The sequence below is a fragment of the Variovorax glacialis genome (assembly GCF_051216375.1).
Classification (GTDB): domain Bacteria; phylum Pseudomonadota; class Gammaproteobacteria; order Burkholderiales; family Burkholderiaceae_C; genus Variovorax.
The window spans coordinates 266,198-286,058 of the sequence record NZ_JBPJZT010000003.1 but is presented as its reverse complement, the minus strand read 5'-3'; the positions used below and the strand labels follow the sequence as shown (position 1 = coordinate 286,058).

General features: G+C 65.2%; 22 protein-coding genes. 14 read left to right on the top strand and 8 right to left on the bottom strand.

Annotation, left to right across the window (positions count from 1 at the left end):
- Positions 1-116 precede the first annotated feature (116 nt).
- The 11 genes from ggt (at position 117) to ntrC (ending at position 12,207) form a co-directional block, all read left to right on the top strand.
- Positions 117-1,853, top strand: coding sequence for a gamma-glutamyltransferase (gene ggt / locus ACSFBL_RS09965; RefSeq protein ID WP_435515607.1), 1,737 nt, complete (start codon positions 117-119; stop codon positions 1,851-1,853).
- The gene (locus ACSFBL_RS09960; protein WP_435515923.1) at positions 1,853-2,611 is read left to right on the top strand and encodes a pseudouridine synthase; all 759 of its coding nucleotides are present in this window, start codon (positions 1,853-1,855) and stop codon (positions 2,609-2,611) included. The genes ggt and ACSFBL_RS09960 overlap by 1 nt, the downstream gene beginning before the upstream one ends.
- Before the next feature lie 48 nt (positions 2,612-2,659).
- Positions 2,660-3,628 (top strand): YVTN family beta-propeller repeat protein, encoded by a 969-nt coding sequence (locus ACSFBL_RS09955; RefSeq protein WP_435515922.1) that lies wholly within the window; start codon positions 2,660-2,662, stop codon positions 3,626-3,628.
- Positions 3,594-4,424: a polysaccharide deacetylase family protein gene (locus ACSFBL_RS09950; protein ID WP_435515606.1), complete on the top strand. Its 831-nt coding sequence runs from the start codon at positions 3,594-3,596 to the stop codon at positions 4,422-4,424. Before ACSFBL_RS09955 ends, ACSFBL_RS09950 begins: the two co-directional genes overlap by 35 nt.
- A 31-nt stretch (positions 4,425-4,455) precedes the next feature.
- On the top strand, positions 4,456-5,427 hold the full coding sequence (locus tag ACSFBL_RS09945) for a sterol desaturase family protein (protein WP_435515605.1): 972 nt from the start codon (positions 4,456-4,458) through the stop codon (positions 5,425-5,427).
- 36 nt (positions 5,428-5,463) lie between these two features.
- Entirely contained in the window at positions 5,464-6,336 is an 873-nt protein-coding gene (locus tag ACSFBL_RS09940; protein WP_435515604.1) for an EI24 domain-containing protein, read from the top strand.
- Positions 6,333-7,133 carry a competence/damage-inducible protein A gene (locus tag ACSFBL_RS09935; protein WP_435515603.1) on the top strand — a complete coding sequence of 267 codons (801 nt, stop codon included), beginning with the start codon at positions 6,333-6,335 and terminating at the stop codon, positions 7,131-7,133. Before ACSFBL_RS09940 ends, ACSFBL_RS09935 begins: the two co-directional genes overlap by 4 nt.
- Before the next feature lie 147 nt (positions 7,134-7,280).
- Positions 7,281-8,696: a type I glutamate--ammonia ligase gene (gene glnA / locus ACSFBL_RS09930; RefSeq protein ID WP_435515602.1), complete on the top strand. Its 1,416-nt coding sequence runs from the start codon at positions 7,281-7,283 to the stop codon at positions 8,694-8,696.
- Positions 8,697-8,975: 279 nt separating this feature from the next.
- The gene (locus ACSFBL_RS09925; protein ID WP_435515921.1) at positions 8,976-9,476 is read left to right on the top strand and encodes a hypothetical protein; all 501 of its coding nucleotides are present in this window, start codon (positions 8,976-8,978) and stop codon (positions 9,474-9,476) included.
- A gap of 114 nt (positions 9,477-9,590) precedes the next feature.
- Positions 9,591-10,667, top strand: a complete 1,077-nt coding sequence (glnL, locus tag ACSFBL_RS09920; RefSeq protein WP_435515601.1) for a nitrogen regulation protein NR(II) — start codon at positions 9,591-9,593, stop codon at positions 10,665-10,667.
- 22 nt (positions 10,668-10,689) lie between these two features.
- Complete coding sequence (gene ntrC / locus ACSFBL_RS09915; protein WP_435515600.1) at positions 10,690-12,207, top strand: nitrogen regulation protein NR(I); 1,518 nt, start codon at positions 10,690-10,692, stop codon at positions 12,205-12,207.
- 18 nt (positions 12,208-12,225) lie between these two features.
- Here ntrC and ACSFBL_RS09910 read toward each other — a convergent pair whose 3' ends face one another.
- The 8 genes from ACSFBL_RS09910 to ACSFBL_RS09875 are packed head-to-tail and all read right to left on the bottom strand — an operon-like array spanning position 12,226 to position 17,383.
- On the bottom strand, positions 12,226-12,726 hold the full coding sequence (locus ACSFBL_RS09910; protein ID WP_435515599.1) for a hypothetical protein: 501 nt from the start codon (positions 12,724-12,726) through the stop codon (positions 12,226-12,228).
- On the bottom strand, positions 12,723-13,502 hold the full coding sequence (gene xth / locus ACSFBL_RS09905) for an exodeoxyribonuclease III (protein ID WP_435515598.1): 780 nt from the start codon (positions 13,500-13,502) through the stop codon (positions 12,723-12,725). Before xth ends, ACSFBL_RS09910 begins: the two co-directional genes overlap by 4 nt.
- Positions 13,503-13,553: 51 nt before the next feature.
- A complete protein-coding gene (locus ACSFBL_RS09900; RefSeq protein ID WP_435515597.1) occupies positions 13,554-14,045 on the bottom strand; it encodes a dihydrofolate reductase in 492 nt (163 codons plus the stop codon).
- Between the two features lie 5 nt (positions 14,046-14,050).
- Positions 14,051-14,884 carry a thymidylate synthase gene (locus tag ACSFBL_RS09895; RefSeq protein ID WP_435515596.1) on the bottom strand — a complete coding sequence of 278 codons (834 nt, stop codon included), beginning with the start codon at positions 14,882-14,884 and terminating at the stop codon, positions 14,051-14,053.
- A gap of 1 nt (position 14,885) precedes the next feature.
- Positions 14,886-15,200 (bottom strand): CcdB family protein, encoded by a 315-nt coding sequence (locus ACSFBL_RS09890; protein WP_435515595.1) that lies wholly within the window; start codon positions 15,198-15,200, stop codon positions 14,886-14,888.
- 8 nt (positions 15,201-15,208) lie between these two features.
- The gene (locus ACSFBL_RS09885; RefSeq protein ID WP_435515594.1) at positions 15,209-15,448 is read right to left on the bottom strand and encodes a type II toxin-antitoxin system CcdA family antitoxin; all 240 of its coding nucleotides are present in this window, start codon (positions 15,446-15,448) and stop codon (positions 15,209-15,211) included.
- A 50-nt stretch (positions 15,449-15,498) separates the two neighbouring features.
- Complete coding sequence (locus ACSFBL_RS09880) at positions 15,499-16,920, bottom strand: FAD-binding oxidoreductase (RefSeq protein ID WP_435515593.1); 1,422 nt, start codon at positions 16,918-16,920, stop codon at positions 15,499-15,501.
- A gap of 58 nt (positions 16,921-16,978) precedes the next feature.
- Entirely contained in the window at positions 16,979-17,383 is a 405-nt protein-coding gene (locus ACSFBL_RS09875; protein ID WP_435515592.1) for a DUF2069 domain-containing protein, read from the bottom strand.
- A gap of 142 nt (positions 17,384-17,525) precedes the next feature.
- Here ACSFBL_RS09875 and ACSFBL_RS09870 point away from each other — a divergent pair, with 142 nt between their 5' ends.
- The 3 genes from ACSFBL_RS09870 to ACSFBL_RS09860 are packed head-to-tail and all read left to right on the top strand — an operon-like array spanning position 17,526 to position 19,854.
- The gene (locus tag ACSFBL_RS09870; RefSeq protein WP_435515591.1) at positions 17,526-18,743 is read left to right on the top strand and encodes a YihY family inner membrane protein; all 1,218 of its coding nucleotides are present in this window, start codon (positions 17,526-17,528) and stop codon (positions 18,741-18,743) included.
- Between the two features lie 37 nt (positions 18,744-18,780).
- Complete coding sequence (locus ACSFBL_RS09865) at positions 18,781-19,170, top strand: thioredoxin family protein (protein ID WP_435515920.1); 390 nt, start codon at positions 18,781-18,783, stop codon at positions 19,168-19,170.
- A 21-nt stretch (positions 19,171-19,191) separates the two neighbouring features.
- A complete protein-coding gene (locus tag ACSFBL_RS09860) occupies positions 19,192-19,854 on the top strand; it encodes an NAD-dependent epimerase/dehydratase family protein (protein ID WP_435515590.1) in 663 nt (220 codons plus the stop codon).
- The last annotated feature ends 7 nt before the right edge of the window (positions 19,855-19,861 follow it).

Below are 19,861 nucleotides of genomic sequence, written 5' to 3'. Positions count from 1 at the left end.
TGAGGCTTCGGGGAACACGTGTCCGTGCATGCGCGCGCTATAGTCGCTGTCGCTTTGGCACACAGCTTCATCGAGATGCTCGCGATCGCCGAGACATTCTCTGAAGGACACACGACATGAAAACACTTGAATGGACCTCGGTGCTCCGCACCACCGTCGCCGCTGCGCTCGCGCTGGCCGGCGCTGCGCAACTTCACGCCGCCTCCCAGGCGCCCGTGGCCGCCGAAAGCGGCATGGTCGTGAGCGCACAGCATCTCGCCACCAAGGTGGGTGTCGACGTGCTCAAGCGCGGCGGCAACGCCATCGATTCGGCCGTCGCCGTCGGCTACGCGCTGGCCGTGGTCTATCCGGCGGCGGGCAATCTCGGCGGCGGTGGGTTCATGACCGTGCAACTGGCCGACGGACGCAAGACCTTCTTCGATTTCCGCGAGAAGGCGCCGCTGGCGGCGACCGCCAACATGTACCTCGACAAGGATGGCAACGTCATCAAGGGCCTGAGCACCAACGGCCATCTTGCCGTCGGCGTCCCGGGCACCGTGTCCGGCCTCGAACTGGCGCGCGAGAAGTACGGCACCATGAAGCGCGCCGCCCTGATTGCCCCGTCGATCAAGCTCGCCGAGCGCGGCTTCGTCCTGGAGCAGGGCGATATCGACATGCTGGCGACCGCCACAGCCGACTTCGGGAAGGACCCGGTCTCCGGCGCGATCTTCCTGAACAAGGGCGAGCCCTTCGCAGTCGGCCAGAAGCTGGTTCAGAAGGACCTGGCCAAGACGCTTAAGACCATCAGCCGCAATGGCACCGACGGCTTCTACAAGGGCCCCGTCGGCGCAGCGATCGTGGCTTCGAGCCAGGCCGGTAAGGGTCTCATCACGCAGGCAGACCTCGACCAGTACAAGACGCGAGAACTTGCTCCGGTCGAATGCGACTACCGGGGCTACCACGTGATCTCGGCGCCGCCGCCGAGCTCGGGCGGCGTGGTGATCTGCGAAATGCTCAACATCCTCGAGGGCTATCCGCTCAAGGACCTCGGCTATCGCTCGGCGCAGGCGGTCCACTACCAGATCGAGGCCATGCGTCACGCCTACGTCGATCGCAACAGCTACCTCGGTGATCCCGACTTCGTGAAGAACCCGCTCGACCGGCTGCTCGACAAGGAATACGCCGCGAAGATCCGCGGTGCGATCGACCCGTCCAAGGCAGGCGTCTCGAAGGACATCAAGCCCGGCGTCGCGCCGCACGAAGGCAGCAACACCACGCACTACTCGATCGTCGACCAGTGGGGCAATGCGGTGTCTGTAACCTACACCCTCAACGACTGGTTCGGCGCCAAGGTGACGGCCGCCAAGACGGGCGTGCTGCTCAACAACGAGATGGACGACTTCACCTCGAAGGTCGGCGTACCCAACATGTACGGCCTCGTGCAGGGCGAAGCGAATGCCATCGCGCCGGGCAAGCGTCCGCTGAGCTCGATGAGCCCGACCATCATGACCAAGGACGGCAAGCCGGTCTTCGTCGTCGGCACGCCGGGCGGCAGCCGCATCATCACGGTGGTGCTTCACTCCATCCTCAACGTGGTCGATTACGGAATGAACGTGCAGGAAGCGGTCGACGCGCCGCGCTTCCATCAGCAATGGCTGCCGGACGTGACCAACGTGGAGACCTTTGCGCTTTCTCCGGACACGCGCAAGATCCTCACGGACATGGGCCACAACCTGGGCGTGCCGCAACCGGCCAACCACGTGGCGGCGATCATCGTGGGCGCGCCATCGCTTGGCGGCAAGCCGGTGGGCGCCAACCGCTTCTATGGCGCCAACGATCCACGTCGCAACACGGGGCTGGCGCTGGGCTATTGATGCGGATCGAGGAGATTCTCTACACGCAGGGATTCGGGACGCGGCGCGTTTGCGCGGGGCTGGTCCAGCAGGGCTTCGTGACGATCGAAGGTTCCGTGGTCAAAGACCCCGGGGCCGATTTCGAGACCGAGGCCTTGCGTTTCACGGTGCAAGGCGTCGAGTGGGAGTACCACGAAAAGGCCTACCTGATGCTGCACAAGCCGGCCGGCACGGAGTGTTCGCAGAAGCCGTCCACCTACCCGAGCATCTACACCTTGCTGCCTTCGCCGCTGCGGCTGCGTCCGAACAAGGGCGCCGTGCAAGGCGTGCAGGCAATCGGGCGGCTCGACCAGGACACCACCGGCTTGCTGCTCCTCACGGACGACGGCCAGTTCATCCACCGCATGGGTTCGCCCAAGCACCATGTGCCGAAGGTGTACGAGGTCACGACCAAGCATCCGATCGACGATTCCCAGGTCGCGCGCCTGCTGGCCGGCGTGGTCCTGGACGATGACCCGAAGCCGGTGCGGGCCGCGGCCTGCGAGGTCCCTGGTCCGCTGCACCTGAGTCTCACGCTCACCGAAGGCAAGTACCACCAGGTCAAGCGCATGCTGGCGGCGGTAGGCAACCGGGTCGAGGCCTTGCACCGTTCGCGCATCGGCAGCCTCGCATTGCCCGACGACCTGGCGCCCGGCCAGTGGCGCTGGTTGCGCGCGGAGCAGGTCGAAGCGCTGAGAAACGCACGTGGCGGTCAGCCTGCAGCGGGAGTCGATCGTTAAAATCGTGAGACCTCTTCCGGAATTCCTCCCTTGCGCCCCTTTCCCTCCCTGACAGGCCGCCTTGCGGCCTTTTTGTTTGTGTGCGCGACGCTTCCGTCGCATGCTGCCGAACCACCCCCGGTCTTCGTGCTCAACTCGCTCGACGCAACGGTCAGCGTGATCGATCCGGGCAACTGGACCGAGAAGCAGCGCATCCCGACCGGCAAGGAGCCGCATCACCTCTACCTGGCGCCGGACGAGACGTCGCTGATCGTGGCCAACTCGGCCGGTGATTCGCTGACCTTCCTGAACCCGCGCACGGCCGAGGTCCAGCGCGTCGTCTACGGCATCATCGATCCGTACCACCTGCGTTTTTCACCGGACATGAAGTGGTTCGTCACGGCGGGCAACCGCCTGAACCACGTCGACATCTACCGCTGGGACGGCAAGGAGCCCAAGCTCGTCAAGCGCATCCCGACGGGCAAGACGCCCAGCCACATCTGGATCGACGGCAAGAGCACCACCGCCTACGTGACGATGCAGGACAGCGACGAACTGATCGCCGTCGACATTGCTTCGCAAACCATTCGCTGGCGCATCGCGACAGGCCCAATGCCCGCCGACATCTTCGGCATTCACGACGGCAAGACCCTGCTGGTCGGCCTGACCGGCGGCGACGGCGTGCAGGTGTTCGACGTGGCGGGCGCGCAGCCCCGGCTCGTCGGCAAGATCGCGACCGGCAAGGGCGCCCATGCGTTCCGATCCGCCGGCGACGGCCGCAGCGTGTTCGTCAGCAATCGCGTGGCCAACACGATCAGCCGCATCGACATACAGACGCTGCAGGTCACCGACACCTACCCGGTGCCGGGCGGCCCAGACTGCATGGATGTCTCGGCCGATGGCAAGACGCTTCTCGTGACCTCGCGCTGGGCCAAGAAGCTCAGCGTGGTCGATCTCGCCAGCCGCAAGGTGGTCCAGCAGGTCAACGTCGGTCGTTCGCCGCATGGCGTCTGGACGCTCGCGCATGCCAAGCCTTAAGACCTCGGCCGCATCGCTGCTGGCGTCGGCGTGCGCGGTCGCCGCCGCATGGCCCGGCGCCGCCATCGCCCAGGGCACCTGCAGCAAACCCGTGTACCTGACCTTCGATACAGGCCACATGGGCGTCGCGCCGCTGGTCGCCGAAGTGCTGAAGCGACAGGATGTGCGCGTCACCTTCTTCGCCGCCGCCGAACGCACCCAGACCGATGGCGACAGCCTCGACAACCACTGGGCGCCATGGTGGAAGGCGAGGGCGGCGGAAGGCCACGAATTCGCATCGCATACCTACGACCATGCCGTCTGGCGCGGCGATCTGCCGGGTGTCGAGCCCCGCTTTCGCATCAAGCCGACGGCGGGCGCGTTCGCCGGCCGGGAGTTCACCTGGGACGCCAAGCAGTATTGCGCCGACGTCGCCAAGTCGTCCGAACGCCTGCAGGACATCACCGGCAAGAAGCCGCTCCCGCTGTTCCGGGCACCGGGCGGGAAGACCTCGCCGAAGTTGCTGGCGGTCGCCAAGGCCTGCGGTTTCGAGCATGTCGGCTGGGCACCCGCGGGATTCCTGGGCGACGAACTTCCGAGCGAGAAGTTCAGCAACGAGAAGCTCTTGCAACAAGCGCTCGACAGGATCGAGCCTGGCGACATCCTGCTGGCCCACCTCGGCATCTGGTCGCGCAAGGATCCATGGGCGCCGGCCGATCTCGAGCCGCTGATCGTCGGCCTCAAGGCCAAGGGCTTCTGCTTCGAAACGCTGCGCCAGCATCCGGCCTACCGCGCCTGGATCGCTGCGCATCCCTGAACCTTCCGGCGTCGTCAGGGGTCGCACGCCTATGGATTGGCTCACTGATCTTTTCGCGAACCTGCAGCAGTGGCTGTTCGAAACCATCGTGCAACCGGCGGTCTTCGCCGTCGGACTTGGCGGCTGGGTCGAGGATGCGTTCGACGCCACGGGCTGGCTGCTGGTCGGGTTGATCCAGATCGCGGTGCTGGTCGCCGTGATCGGCCCGTTGCAGCGCTGGCGGCCGGCCGAGCCCGTGGTCGACCGGCGCGCGATCCGCACCGACGTGATCTACACGCTGATCCACCGGCTGGGCCTGTTCCGGCTGGCGATGTTCCTCGCGCTCCAGCCGCTTTTCGACGACGTGCTGGGCTCGATGCGCGCCGCGGGCTGGGGCTCCTTCCATCTCGACGAACTCTGGCCCGGCGTCACCGACGTGCCGTGGATCGCCTTCGCCATCTACCTCGTCGTGCTGGACCTGGTCGAATACCTGATCCATCGTGGGCAGCACCGCTTCCAGTGGTGGTGGGCGCTGCATTCGCTGCATCACTCGCAACGTCAGATGACGATGTGGAGCGACAACCGCAACCACCTGCTCGACGACGTGATCCACGACACCATCATCGTGATCGTCGCGCAACTCATCGGCGTCGCGCCGGGGCAGTTCATTGCGATCGTGGCCTTCACGCAGCTCAGCGAAAGCCTGCAGCATGCCAACCTCCGGTTGAGCTTCGGCGCGATCGGCGAGCGGCTCTGGATCAGTCCGCGCTTTCATCGCGTGCACCACAGCATCGGGATCGGGCACGAATCGAAAGGGCCGAAGACCCTCGGCGGACACAACTTCGGAGTGCTGCTGCCGTGGTGGGACATGCTGTTCAGGACCGTCAACTTCGAACATCGCTACGACCCCACCGGCATCCGCGACCAGGTCGAGCCTGACGAACGCGGTCGCGTCAAGGACTACGGACTCGGCTTCTGGTCGCAGCAATGGCTGGGCCTCAAGCGCCTGGCCGGCAGGGGTTGACGGCGCCTTGACGCGCTGGCGTTATCCTCGGCGTCGATGCGGCTCCTCCTCGATTCATTCTGGCGTTCGGTTGCCTATTGCATGCACCCTCGGGTGATCGTGCTTTCCCTCCTGCCGCTGGGGCTCATGGTGGTGCTCGCGGCCGTCTTCGGCTATTTCTACTGGGACGCCTCCGTCGCCTGGACGCGCCAGGCACTCGACGCATGGCCCCTGCTGTCCAGCTTCTGGGGCTGGATCGGCCGCCTGTTTTCGGGCGATGTCACGGCCATGCTGGCACCGCTGCTGGTGGTGTTCGCGGCCACGCCGCTCATCGTGGTGGTGTCGCTGCTGATCGTCGCCGGGTTCATGGCGCCGGCGCTGACCCGCCTGGTGGCCGAGCGGCGCTTTCCCGCGCTCGAGCAGAAGAAGGGCGCGTCCTTCTTCGGCAGCGTGGCCCGCTCGCTCGGGCTGACGGTTCTGGCGATGCTGGCGCTCGTCGTGTCGATGCCGCTCTGGCTCATTCCGCCGCTCGTCCTCATCCTGCCGCCGCTCATCTGGGGCTGGCTGACTTATCGCGTGATGAGCTTCGACGCGCTCGCCGAGCATGCGAGCCCGGAGGAGCGCGACGAACTCCTGCGCAGGCATCGTCTGCCGCTGCTCGGTGTCGGCGTGCTGTGCGGCTACCTCGGCGCGGCACCGGCCATCGTGTGGGCGTCGGGCTTGCTCTTCGCTGCCGCCTTCTTCGTGCTCGTCCCCATCGCGATCTGGATCTACACGCTGGTGTTCGCCTTTTCGGCGCTGTGGTTCGCCCACTATTGCCTCGATGCGCTCGCGCAACTGCGAATGCAGCGTGCGGCCGCTGCTGTTTCACCACCCGCGGTCGAGTTGGCGGATGCCAACGCGGCCGCAAGCCAATGGGGTGCCCCATGAGTCGTTCATTCGGTTTGATCGTCGTCGGCGACGAAATCCTTTCCGGCAAGCGCGTCGACAAGCACATGCCGAAGGTCATCGAGCTGCTCGCGGCGCGCGGGCTGGAGCTCGGATGGGCCGAATACGTGGGCGACGTGCCCGTGCGCATCACGGCGGCGCTCGCGCGTGCCTTCGCGTCCGGGGACATCGTGTTCTCCACCGGCGGCATCGGCGCCACCCCCGACGACCACACGCGCCAGTGCGCGGCCGCGGCGCTCGGCGTGCCGCTCGGCCTGCATCCCGAGGCCGAGGTGCTGATCCGCGAACGCATGCAGGACACGGCGCGCGAGCAGGGCACCGTCTACGAGCCCGACCGGCCGGACAACGTGCACCGGCTCAACATGGGCGTCTTCCCGCTCGGCGCGAAGATCATCCGCAACCCGTACAACAAGATCCCCGGCTTCAGCGTCGGCGACGTGCATTTCGTTCCGGGCTTTCCGGTGATGGCTTGGCCGATGATCGAATCGGTGCTCGACGAACGCTATGCCGATCTCTTCGCGCGCGGGCGCGCCGCCGAACGATCGGTGATCGTCTACGGTGCCATGGAAGCCACGCTGACGCCGCTGATGGAGGCCATCGAGCGGGCCCATCCGGGCATCAAGGTGTTCAGCCTGCCGAGCGTCGATCATGCCGAACATGGCCGGCATATCGAGCTCGGCGTCAAGGGTGATGCCGACCGCATCGGGGCCGCCTACGCGCAGCTCCTGGCGGGCTTGCACGGCTTTAATGCGCGCCTTGGCCCCGAAATGGTGCGCTGATTTGGTGCGCACCAATTTGGTTACAACTCGCCTGTTTTTGGGGTCTGGCGGCTGCGCCAAACCCCCCTCGGCTGCAGTGACAATGGCACAGAAACTGCATTCCGGATTACCCGTACTTCCAACCACTATCCAAACCAGGAGAACCTGATGGCAAAGACCGTCGCCGATGTACTCAAACTCGTCAAGGAAAACGAGGTCAAGTTCGTCGACTTTCGCTTCACCGACACCCGCGGCAAGGAACAGCACGTGACCGTGCCGGTTTCCGCGTTCGACGAGGACAAGTTCACCGCGGGCCACGCCTTCGATGGTTCGTCGATCGCCGGTTGGAAGGGCATCGAAGCGTCGGACATGCAGCTCATGCCCGACCCGAATACGGCCAACATCGACCCCTTTTTCGAGGAAACGACGCTGATCCTGACCTGTGACGTGGTCGACCCGTCGGACGGCAAGCCCTACGAGCGCGACCCGCGTTCGCTCGCCAAGCGCGCCGAGGCCTACATGAAGGCATCGGGCCTGGGCGACACCGCCTACTTCGGACCGGAACCCGAATTCTTCGTGTTCGACGGCGTGCGCTGGCAGAACGACATGTCCGGCTGCTCCGTGAAGATCGAGTCGGAAGAAGCGGCCTGGAACACCGGCAAGGAATTCGAGCACGGCAACACGGGCCACCGCCCGGCCGTCAAGGGTGGCTACTTCCCCGTGCCCCCGGTCGACAGCTTCCAGGACATGCGCTCCGAAATGTGCCTGGTGCTCGAATCGCTCGGCATCCCGGTCGAAGTGCATCACCACGAAGTGGCGAACGCAGGCCAGATGGAACTCGGCACCAAGTTCAGCACGCTGATCCAGCGCGCCGACTGGGTGCAACTGCAGAAGTACGTGATCCACAACGTGGCCCATGCCTACGGCAAGACCGCCACCTTCATGCCCAAGCCGATCGTCGGTGACAACGGCTCCGGCATGCACGTGCACCAGTCGGTCTGGAAGGACGGCAAGAACCTGTTCGCAGGCGACGGCTATGCCGGCCTGAGCGAGTTCGCGCTGCACTACATCGGCGGCATCATCAAGCACGCCCGTGCGCTGAACGCCATCACGAACCCCGGCACCAACAGCTACAAGCGCCTGGTGCCTGGCTTTGAAGCGCCGGTGAAGCTGGCCTACTCGGCCAAGAACCGCTCCGCCTCGATCCGCATTCCGTTCGTGGCCAACCCGAAGGGCCGCCGCGTCGAAGCGCGCTTCCCGGATCCGCTGATGAACCCGTACCTCGGTTTCGCGGCGCTGCTGATGGCCGGCCTCGACGGCGTGGAAAACAAGATCCACCCGGGCGAAGCCGCCAGCAAGGACCTCTACCACCTGCCACCGGAAGAAGACGCGCTGATCCCGACCGTGTGCCACAGCCTCGACCAGGCACTGGACTACCTCGACAAGGACCGTGCCTTCCTCACCAAGGGCGGCGTGTTCACCGATGCCTACATCGACGCGTACATCGACCTCAAGATGCAGGAAGTCACCCGCTTCCGCATGGCGACGCATCCGGTCGAGTTCGACATGTACTATTCGCTCTGATGCTCGCCCCCAGGCTGCGCGCACTTCGTGCGGGCTTGATGCTCACCCCCAGGCTGCGCGCACTTCGTGTCGCTTCGCCTACCCCCTGACCGGGGGCGGGCCGGCCGCTTCGGGCGGCCGGGCGCGGCGGCCCTTGCGAACGGGATCGTCGCGGTGCATGGGGCGTTAAAAAGGACGGCTTTTGCCGTCCTTTTTCTTTTTGTACGGGTAGGAACACCAGCACGGCACACGTATCGATTTGCACGAAAATGCCGCTTTGCCGGGCACTCCTCCATGACCATGAAGACTCTCTCCGTTTTGCTGCTGACCGCCCTCGCTGCGGTCGGCTTTCACGTGCAGGCACAGGCGCAGGAGCGCGTCTGGCGCTGCGGCAACGAATACACGAACAACGCCGCCCAGGCGCAACAGCGCGGGTGCAAGCTGATGGAAGGCGGTAACGTCACTGTCGTGCAGGGCGCCCGGCCGATCGCTTCCGCGGCGTCGAACAGCGCGGTTCGCTCTTCCGCCACCAGCCCGGCGGGCAGTCCGCGCGTAGAGGGTGTCGACCAGCGCGCGCGGGACGGCGAAGCCCGCTCGGTGCTCGAATCCGAACTCAGGAAGGCACAGGACCGCCAGGCCCAGTTGCTGAAGGAATACAACAACGGCGAGCCCGAGAAGCAGGGCAGCGAGAGCAAGAACTACCAGAAGTACCTCGACCGCGTGGCCGAGATGAAGGCAGAGCTCGCGCGCAACGAGAGCGACATCGCCGGCATCCAGCGCGAGATTGGCCGATTGAAATGATGCTCGCCCCCAGGCCGCGCGCACTTCGTGTCGCTTCGCCTACCCCCTGCCGGGGGCAACGCCGGTGGACCGGCAGAGCTGGTTCCACGGCGTTTCGGGAAGGGGCTTGCGCGCGTGGCTTTTGGTAAATCTGCCGGGGCTGGCAAGCGCTTTCAGGCCTTCGATCTTCTCTCGACGCTGATTGCGGTGGTGCGCATCGACGGGTCGGTGCTGTTTGCGAACTCCGGCCTCGAGGATGCGCTTGGGACCTCGCGCCGCACGCTCGAGGGCTCGCAGTTCGGCGCTTGCTTCCATGAGCCGCAAGTGCTGCGTACGGCCATCGACGGCGCGCGTAGCAACGACTTCGCGACGCTGCGCTACGAGGCGCTTCTGCGCCGCGTGAATCACGAATTGATGCCAGTGCAGGTGACGCTCGCGCAGAGCGACAAGGCGGGCGAACTCATCATCGAGATGTCTCCGCTCGAACAGCAGGTGAAGCAGGATCGCGAAGAGCGACTGCTCGACCAGGCGCAGGCCAACAAGGAGCTGATCCGCAATCTCGCGCACGAGATCAAGAATCCGCTCGGCGGCATCCGTGGCGCGGCGCAACTGCTGCAGATGGAAGTCGAGTCGCGCGACCTCATCGAATACACGCAGGTCATCATCCACGAGGCCGACCGGTTGCAGACGCTGGTCGATCGACTGCTCGCGCCGCATCGGCGGCCGCACGTGGTGGGCGACGTCAACATCCACGAGGTTTGCGAGCGCGTGCGGTCGGTGATCCTTGCCGAGTTTCCGCGCGACCTGCACATAGAGCGCGACTTCGACGTGTCGATCCCGGAATTTCGCGGCGACCGCGAGCAGCTCATCCAGGCCACGCTCAACATTGTCCACAACGCCGCGCAGGCACTGGCGGAACGGCGTGCCGCAGGGGATGCGCAGATCACCTTCAGGACCCGCATCGCGCGCCAGGTTATCTTCAATAAGCAGTGGTATCGATTGGCACTGGAATTGCATGTCATCGACAATGGACCGGGCGTGCCGGACGCGATCAAGGACCGAATCTTTTACCCGCTGGTGTCGGGCAGGGAAGGCGGGACGGGCTTGGGATTGACGCTTGCGCAGACTTTTGTGCAGCAGCATCACGGCGTGATCGAAGTCGACAGCGTTCCGGGTCGGACCGATTTCAAGATATTGATACCGCTGCCCTAGCAGCCACGCAACAAGGAGCTGCATGAAGCCGATCTGGATAGTGGATGATGACCAATCGATCCGCTTTGTGCTGGAAAAAGCGCTACTGCGCGAAGACCTGCCAACCCGTAGCTTCACCAACACGCGCGAAGTTCTTGCCGCCCTCGAAGCGGCAGCCGACGACGAACTGCAGGGCCCGCAGGTCCTGGTGAGCGACATCCGGATGCCCGGTGGGTCGGGCCTCGATCTGCTCGACAAGATCAAGGCCAAGCACCCCGGGCTCCCGGTCATCATCATGACCGCGTTCTCCGATCTGGACAGCGCCGTCTCGGCCTTCCAGGGCGGTGCGTTCGAGTACCTGCCGAAGCCCTTCGACCTGCCGCGCGCGGTGGAACTGATCCGTCGCGCCGTCGATGAAAGCCAGCGCGAGGAAGTCGCCGAGGAACGCATGGCGGCGGCCCCCGAGATGCTTGGACAGGCCCCGGCAATGCAGGACGTCTTCCGCGCGATCGGACGGCTGTCGCAAAGCAACGTGACAGTCCTGATCACGGGCGAATCGGGCTCAGGCAAGGAACTCGTCGCGCGCGCGCTGCACAAGCATTCGCCGCGCGCTAGCGGACCCTTCGTCGCGATCAACACCGCGGCGATTCCGAAGGACCTTCTCGAAAGCGAACTGTTCGGCCACGAGCGCGGCGCCTTCACCGGCGCACAGACGATGCGGCGCGGCCGCTTCGAACAGGCCGAGGGCGGCACGCTGTTTCTCGACGAGATCGGCGACATGCCCTTCGATCTCCAAACGCGTCTGCTGCGCGTATTGAGCGATGGGCATTTCTACCGCGTCGGGGGCCACAACTCCGTCAAGGCCAACGTTCGCGTGATCGCGGCGACGCACCAGGACCTGGAGCAGCGCGTCAAGATTGGCGGTTTCCGCGAAGACCTTTTCCATCGGCTCAACGTGATCCGGTTGCGGCTGCCCGCATTGCGCGAACGCGGCGAGGACGTACCCGCGCTCACGCGCCATTTCCTCCAGCAAAGTGCCAAGCAGCTCGGCGTCGAGCCGAAGCGCATTTCGGACGCGGCGCTTGCGCAGCTGGCGACCTTCGGCTTTCCCGGCAACGTGCGGCAGCTCGAGAACATCTGCCACTGGTTGACGGTGATGGCGCCCGCGCAGCTCATCGAGGCCAAGGACTTGCCGCCCGAGGTGATGGCTGGCGCGCATGTCGATCCGCCCGCAGCGGTCGCAGTGGCGCCGGCATCGACGGCCGAGCGCGAGCCACTGGCCGCGGGCCCGGCGGCTGCACTGGCGCCCGCGACCGTGTCCGCCCAGGCCGCAGGTGCGCCAGCTCCGGTCGCGTGGGAGAGCGGGCTCGAATCGGAAGCGCAGAGCATGCTGGCGGCAGGACGTACCGACGTCTGGGATGCGCTCTCGCGACGCTTCGAATCGCGGCTGATCCTGACGGCTCTGGCAAACACGCGGGGACGTCGCATCGAGGCCGCGCAGAAGCTCGGCATCGGCCGAAACACCATCACGCGCAAGATCCAGGAACTCGGCCTGGAATGAACGGATGATCGACGGCGGTCAGCGGTTGCGCTGACCCACCGTCAGGGTGTCCAGCTGGAACTGTCCGCTCTTGTCCCAGAGCCACGTGTCGACGTAGGTATGGGCGCCCACTTTGCCGGGGCTCGGCAAGGGTGAAGCATCCTTGATCAGCTTCTCGATCATCGGGGCCACTTCCGGCGCATGGCTCGGCGTGCGGCTGAAGTACACGCCCGTGACCTTGCCCGTGCTGTCTATCTCCGTCTCGGTCACGACCACCGCATACACGAGCGGCGGAATCTTCCCCTTGTAGATGCGCTTGGGGTAAGTCTTGTAGATGTACGCCGCGCCGACCTTGCGATAGGCCTTGATGGCGGGTGTCTGCTGCGTGATGAGCCTCTCGGGCGGCCCCTGCGCAGCCGGGGTATCGGCCTTCGCGCCTTCCGCGGGCGCCTCGGTCTTCTTCCCATCCTGTTTCAGTGCCTCGCAGCCTGCAAGGCCGAGGGAGACGACGAGAAATGCCAGGATGAGATTGTTTTTCATGGTGTCAGGTCCAGTATCACAGGGGCATGATCGCTTGGCTTTTCCCACTTGCGCGGCACGCGGTCGATCACGCAGCCCTTGACGCGCGGGACCAGCGGTTGGCTCACCAGGATGTGGTCGATGCGCAATCCGCGGTTCTTCTGATAGCCCAGCATGCGGTAGTCCCACCACGAGTAGCTCTTCTCGGGCTGCTCGAAGAGGCGGAAGCTGTCGGTCATGCCCAGCTTCAGCAAGTCCTTGAAGTGGTCGCGCTCGGCGGTCGTGTGGTGGATCGTCTCCTTGAGTCCGACCGGGTCGAAGCTGTCGCGGTCTTCCGGCGCGATGTTGAAGTCGCCGAGCAGCACGAGGTCGGGGTGTGCGACCAGTTCCTCGCGCAGCCAGTCGCGCAATGCGCTCAGCCAGCGCAGCTTGTATTCGAACTTGTCGGTGCCGGGCGCCTGGCCGTTGACGAAGTAGCCGTTGACCACGCGAAGCTCGCCGGCCGGCGTGTCGATGGTCGCGCTGATGACGCGTGAGTGCTCGTCGGTGAACCCGCCGATGTTCTTCACCACCTCGCGCACCGGTGCCAGGCTCAGGATCGCGACACCGTTGTAGGTCTTCTGGCCGAACACGGCGGCGTCATAGCCGGCCGACTTCAACACCTCGAGCGGAAACTTGTCGTCGCTCATCTTGAGTTCCTGCAGGCACAGCACATCGACGGGGTTGGCGATGAGCCAGTCGAGCACATGCTGCAGCCGTGCGGTCAGGGAGTTGACGTTCCAGGTGGCGATTTTCATTGGGGTTATAGGCGCAGGCGCGTGGCGTCGCTGTAACGAAGTTTTGAGGAATCAGCGTCGTTCGAGCGTGACGAAGCTGAACGGAAGACCGCTGGCGGCGGTGTGAGATTCGCGCGCGACTTCGTGCCAGCCAGCGTCGAATTTCGGCGCCCATGTATCGCCTTCGAAGTCGCGTTCGATCTCGGTCACCACGGCGCGTCGAGCAAGGGGCTCGGCCTCCGCATAGATCTGCGCGCCGCCGATCACCCAGGCTTCGGGCGAGTCGTCGCGCTCGCAGATCGACAAGGCGGTTTGCAGGCTCGACGCCCGCTCCGCACCGTCGCCCTGCCAGTCCGGCTGTCGCGTGATGACGATGTTGCGGCGTCCGGGCAGCGGACGGAACCGCGGCGGCAGCGAATCCCAAGTCTTCCGCCCCATGATCACCGGCGCCCCGCCTGTCTGCTTCTTGAAATGCGCCAGGTCTTCCGGCAGATGCCAGGGCATCACGCCGTTGAGGCCGATCACGCCGTTGCTGGCGCGGGCGAGGATCAGGTTGATGCGCATCGCGATCAGACGGCCACCGGGGCCTTGATGGGCGGGTGGGGGTCGTAGTCGATGACCTCAAAGTCCTCGTACGCGTAGTCGAAGATCGACGGCGGCTTGCGCTTGATCACCAGGGTCGGGTAGGGCCGGGGTTCGCGGCTCAGTTGCAGCGCCACCTGCTCTGCGTGGTTGCTGTAGATGTGGCAATCGCCACCGGTCCAGATGAAGTCGCCGACGTCGAGATCGCACTGCTGCGCGATCATGTGCGTGAGCAGGGCGTAGCTCGCGATGTTGAAAGGCACGCCAAGGAAGATGTCCGCGCTGCGCTGGTAGAGCTGGCAACTGAGCTTGCCCCGCTCGCCGGCGGCTTGCGGCGGCGCCACGTAGAACTGGAAGAACGCGTGGCACGGCATCAGCGCCATCTTCGACAGCTCGGCCACGTTCCACGCGCTCACGATGATGCGGCGTGAATCGGGGTTGCTCCCGAGCGTGTCGATCACCTGCTGGATCTGGTCGATGTGGCCGCCGTCCGGCGTCGGCCAGCTGCGCCACTGCACGCCGTACACCGGTCCGAGGTCGCCGTCCTCGCGCGCCCACTCGTCCCAGATCGTGACGCCACGCTCCTTCAGCCAGTTGTTGTCGCTCGATCCGGTCAGGAACCACAACAGCTCCTGGATGATGGATTTGAGGTGCACCTTCTTCGTGGTGACCAGCGGAAAACCTTCGTTGAGGTCGAAGCGCATCTGGTAGCCGAACACGCTCTTCGTGCCGGTGCCGGTGCGGTCGCCTTTCTGCACGCCCGTCGTATCGACGTGGCGCATGAAGTCTTCGTATTGGGAGCGGATGGGGCGGGTGGTCATGTCAATAGGAACCGAAGAGGGTATCGAGAGCATCGACGATGGCGTCGCTCTGGGATTGCAGATTGGTCACAGGCGTACGCAGCTCGGCCACGGGAAACGCGGCAAGGGCTGCGGTGTCGAGGACAAGCTGCAACCCTTCGATCTCGAACAGGGGATTCAGATCTCGCATCGGCGGCCCGAACAGCTTCGAGGGACGAAGTGGAATGACGACGCGGGTGTCGACGCCGCTGATGTAGTTATTCTGCAAGTCGACCAGATAGGGCGTGTTCTTTCGAAGCGCCGCATCGGGATGTCGATAGACGTCAAACCTCGCCATGACGTCCTTCAGAAAGTCCGGTACTTGGCGAGTGGCAAGCCTTCCTTTGCAATGCGGGCGTTGTATGCCGCAATGCCGTCCTTGTTCTCTTCATTCCACTTCTCCCAGTAGCGGCGTTTGACTTCCTCGGCGAGCAGGCCATCGACCGTTTGAGAGACATTCATGCCCAATTCGCGTGCCATCTCCAGCACCTTGCTATTGAGCGAAAGGTTGGTGGCTTTCTTGGGAGCGTTATCGAATCGGAGCATGAAGAAAAATCCTCGGTGCATGCGGAATGCGCATAGTCTACGCGCATCGTTCATGTACTGCGAATGACGCGTCCGGGATTCAGGATGTTCTGCGGGTCGAGCCCGCGCTTGATGGCGCGCATCATGCCAAGGGCCACGGGCGACTTGTGCTTTTCGAGCTTGTCGACCTTCAGCGACCCGACGCCATGCTCGGCCGAGAACGAGCCGTCGAACTGCTCGACCGCGTCGTAGACCAGCGTGTTGATACGGTCCTCGTAGTCGCGCAGGAAGGCCGCGTTGTCGCCACCGGCCGGCGCCTGCACGTTGTAGTGCAGGTTGCCGTCGCCGAGGTGGCCGAAGTTCACGAGCCGCACGCCGGGAATCTCCCGCGCCAGCAGGGCATCGGTTTCGGCCACGAAGGCCGGGATGCGCGACACGGCGATCGAGATGTCGTGCTTGATGTTCAGCCCTTCCTCGGCCTGCGCGAGCGGGATGCTCTCGCGGATGTGCCAGAGCTGGTGCGCCTGCGTGAGGTTTTCCGCGACAACGGCGTCGGTCACGCAGCCGGCCTCGAAGGCGGTTTCGAGCAAGGCCTCGAAGCGGGCGCGGGCGTGGTCTTCCGACTCGTTGTCCGAGTTTTCGAGCAGCACGCAATAGGGCACGGCCTCGTCATCGATGAACGGGACGCGCATCGCGGGAAAGTGCCTGGCCACCAGGCTGAGCGCGAACTTGCCCATGACTTCGAAGCCGGTCAGGCCCGCGCCGAGTCGCTGGTGCGCGAGCCCAAGCAGAGTGACCGCGTGCTCCAGCGAGGGCACCGCGGCCCAGGCCGTGAGCTGTGCGGCGGGCAGCGGGTAGAGCTTCATGGTCGCTGCGGTGATGATGCCGAGCGTGCCTTCGCTGCCGATCATCAGGTCGCGCAGGTCGTAGCCCGTGTTGTCCTTGCGCAGGCCGCTGGTGCCTTCCCAGATCTCGCCTTGCGACGTGACGACCTCGAGCCCCAGGCACAGGTCGCGCGTGTTGCCGTAGCGCACGACCTGCGTGCCGCCGGCGTTGGTCGCGAGATTGCCGCCGATCGTGCAACTGCCCTCGGCGGCAAGGCTGAGGGGAAAGAGGAAGCCGGCGTTCCGGGCCGCTTCCTGCAAGGTCTGCAGGACGCAGCCGGCCTCGACAGTCATGGTGAGGTTCGCCGCATCGATGCCGCGGATCGCGTTCATGCGCTGAAGGCTGAGCAGCACCTGCGTGCCGCTCCCGTCCGGAATCGAGCCCACGGCAAGTCCCGTGTTGCCGCCCTGCGGCACGATCGACGTGCCAGCGTCGGCGCAGGCCTTGACCACGTCCGCAACCTGCTGCGCACTGGCCGGCCGCACGACCGCCAGCGCCTTGCCCCGCGAACGCTTGCGCCAGTCCTGCTCCCAGGCGGTGAGGTCACCGTCGGTCAACACATTCGGCGCGCCCACGATACCGCGCAACTTTTCGATCAAGACGCTCATTCCATAGTCTCCGTGCCCTGCACAACGGTGCCAGCTTGCCTGGAGCGGCCCCGCGCATTCATGGCCTCGCCCCTTCCAGGCTTCGCGCCTGCGCGGCGTACCGAAGGCGAAGCCGAACATGCCAAGCGCACGCCGTGAAGAGCGCCAGACAAAGCACCACCTGGATCAGCGCAAGCACCTGCCCGACGCCGTTGGTGTCGCTCCAGGCGCGCACTACCCCCTCGGTGAAATAGAGCCAGATCATCAGGCTGACCCAGCGGTAGGTGTACATGCGGTTCTTCAGCAGCCCCGCGAGCGGCACGACCAGCGGCAGCACCTTGAGCGCCAGCCAGGATCCGCCCGGACGCAGCGGCGCCAGCCACATCTCCCACGCCAGCCCCAGCACGATCAGCCCGACGAGGCTGCCAACCGCCAGCCAGCGGGTGGCGGAAACAGACGCAGGAGGAAGAGTGGACGTGATCAAGAGACAAGAATCCGTAACGCGCGCAATGCAATCCAGAGATACCGCAGAACTGGCTCCGCCAGTCTGCCGGTATCGCCCCCTCGCAGGGGGAAGGCGAAGCGACACGCAGTGCGCGAAGCCTGGGGGTGAGCCATGGTCAGGCATGATACCGGCCATGAATCGGCGGCAACTTTGGAGGGATCTTTCGCATTTTCCCTGGGGCAATACGGCGGCAGTCCTTGGCGAGCGTTTCCGCGAGGACCGTCTCGGCCTCACGGCGAGCAGCCTGACTTTCACGACGACCATCGCCATGGTGCCCTTCTTCACCGTGGCCGCCGCACTGTTCACGGTGTTCCCGATCTTTTCCAAGATGCAGGGCCGGCTGCAGCGCTGGCTCATCGAGAGCCTGATCCCGGACGACATCGCGCGGCAGGTGCTGGGCTACCTCAACCAGTTCGCGAGCAAGGCCAGCGGGCTTGGCGTGGCCGGGCTCGTGGTGCTGCTGGTCACGGCGGTCGCCTTGATCCTCACCATGGACAAGACGCTCAATAACATCTGGCGCGTGCGCAGCCCGCGGCCCCTGGCCCAACGGGTGCTGATCTATTGGGCCGCGATCACCCTGGGTCCGCTGGTGCTCGCGCTGAGCCTGAGCACCACCGCCGCCTTCTTCTCGGCATCGCGCGATGTGGTCGGCGTCAGCGTCGTCAAGCTGCTGTTCGACATCTTCGAATTCGTCCTGCTCGCGGGCGGGATGGCTGCGCTCTACCACTATGTGCCCAATACGCACGTCAAGTGGTCGCACGCGTGGGCCGGCGGGTTCTTCGTGGCGGCGGCGATCGAGGTTTCCAAGCGGGTGCTGGGCTACTACCTCAGCCTGGTGCCGACCTACTCGGTGGTCTACGGTGCCTTTGCGACGGTGCCGATCCTTCTCATCTGGATCTACGTTGCGTGGCTCATCGTGTTGTTCGGCGCGGTGATCGCGGCCTACCTGCCCAGCCTGCTGACCGGCGTCGCACGGCGGGGTGGCATGGCAGGCTGGCCGCTGCAACTGGCGGTCGAGACCCTGCAGCAACTCCACCACGCGAAGAGCGATCCGGCCAAGGGCCTGGGCGCTGCCGAACTGGTGGCGCAGATGCGGATCGACGCGCTGCAACTCGCGCCGGTGCTCGAAACCCTGGTGGCAATCGACTGGATCGCGCCACTGGCCGAGGAGCCGGACAACGAGGATCCGCGTTATGTTCTCCTGGCGGATCCGGCGGTGACACCGCTCGAACCGCTTTTGAAGGAACTGCTCATGCCACGAGCGCCGCCGCTTGAAAGCCTGTGGCGCAAAGGCCCCATGGACGCACTTCTGCTGCAGGATTTGTTGCCGACTCGATAATGGCACGGCACGATTCGTTTTTCCCTGATCCTCCGTCCTGGCCTTGACCGATTTCCCCGCTTCCGCAGACCCTTCATCGCCCGACGGCCCGCCGTGGGTCGTCTGCCTGTGTGCCGAGTGGTGCGGCGCATGCCGCGAATACCGGCCACTCTTCGAACAGGTGGCACGCGCGCATCCGGCGTTCCGATTCGCGTGGGTCGACGTCGAGGATCACGCGGACATCGCGGACGACTTCGACGTCGAGACCTTTCCGACAATGCTGGTGGCCGACGCGGCCGGCACGCGCTTTCTCGGCCCGCTGCTGCCGCATGCGGAGACGCTTTCACGCCTGCTGGGAGCGCTGCAGCCACCGCAGCCCTCGGCGCCGGAGGTGACCACGCTGCTCGGCGCCCTGGCGCGCGAGCCCGGGACCTTCACGGTCGCCTGATCCACTCCCTCAGGAGCCTTCATGAAAATCATGCTCTTTGGTGCAACGGGCATGGTGGGGCAGGGCGTGCTGCGTGAATGTCTCGTCGACGGCGACGTGACGCGCGTGCTCTGTGTCGGCCGCAAGCCGAGTGGCGAAACGCATCCCAAGCTGAGGGACCTCGTCCTGCCGGACATGATCGACTACTCTGCCGTCGAGGACCAGATCTCGGGCTTCGATGCATGCTTCTTCTGTCTGGGCGTTTCTTCCGTCGGCATGAGCGAACAGGACTATCGCCGCATCACCCACGACCTCACGCTGGCGGCGGCGCAGGCCCTGGCGCGGCTCAATCCGCAGATGACCTTCGTGTACGTGTCCGGCGCCGGCACCGACAGCACCGAGCGGGGGCCGGTCATGTGGGCAAGGGTCAAGGGAGCGACCGAGAACGCTCTGATGCGCCTTCCCTTCAGGGCCGCGTACATGTTCCGGCCGGGTTTCATCGAGCCGATGCACGGCGTGCGCTCCAAGACGGCGCTCTACCAGGCGGCTTATGTGATCGCGCGGCCGGTGTTCGGCCTGCTGCGCCGGTGGGCGCCCGACCGCGTGACGACGAGCGTGCAGGTGGGCCGCGCGATGCTCGTTGTCGCCAAGCGCGGGGCGTCTTCGCCGCTGGTCGAAGTCCGCGACATCAACGCGCTGCGCTGAAGCCGGC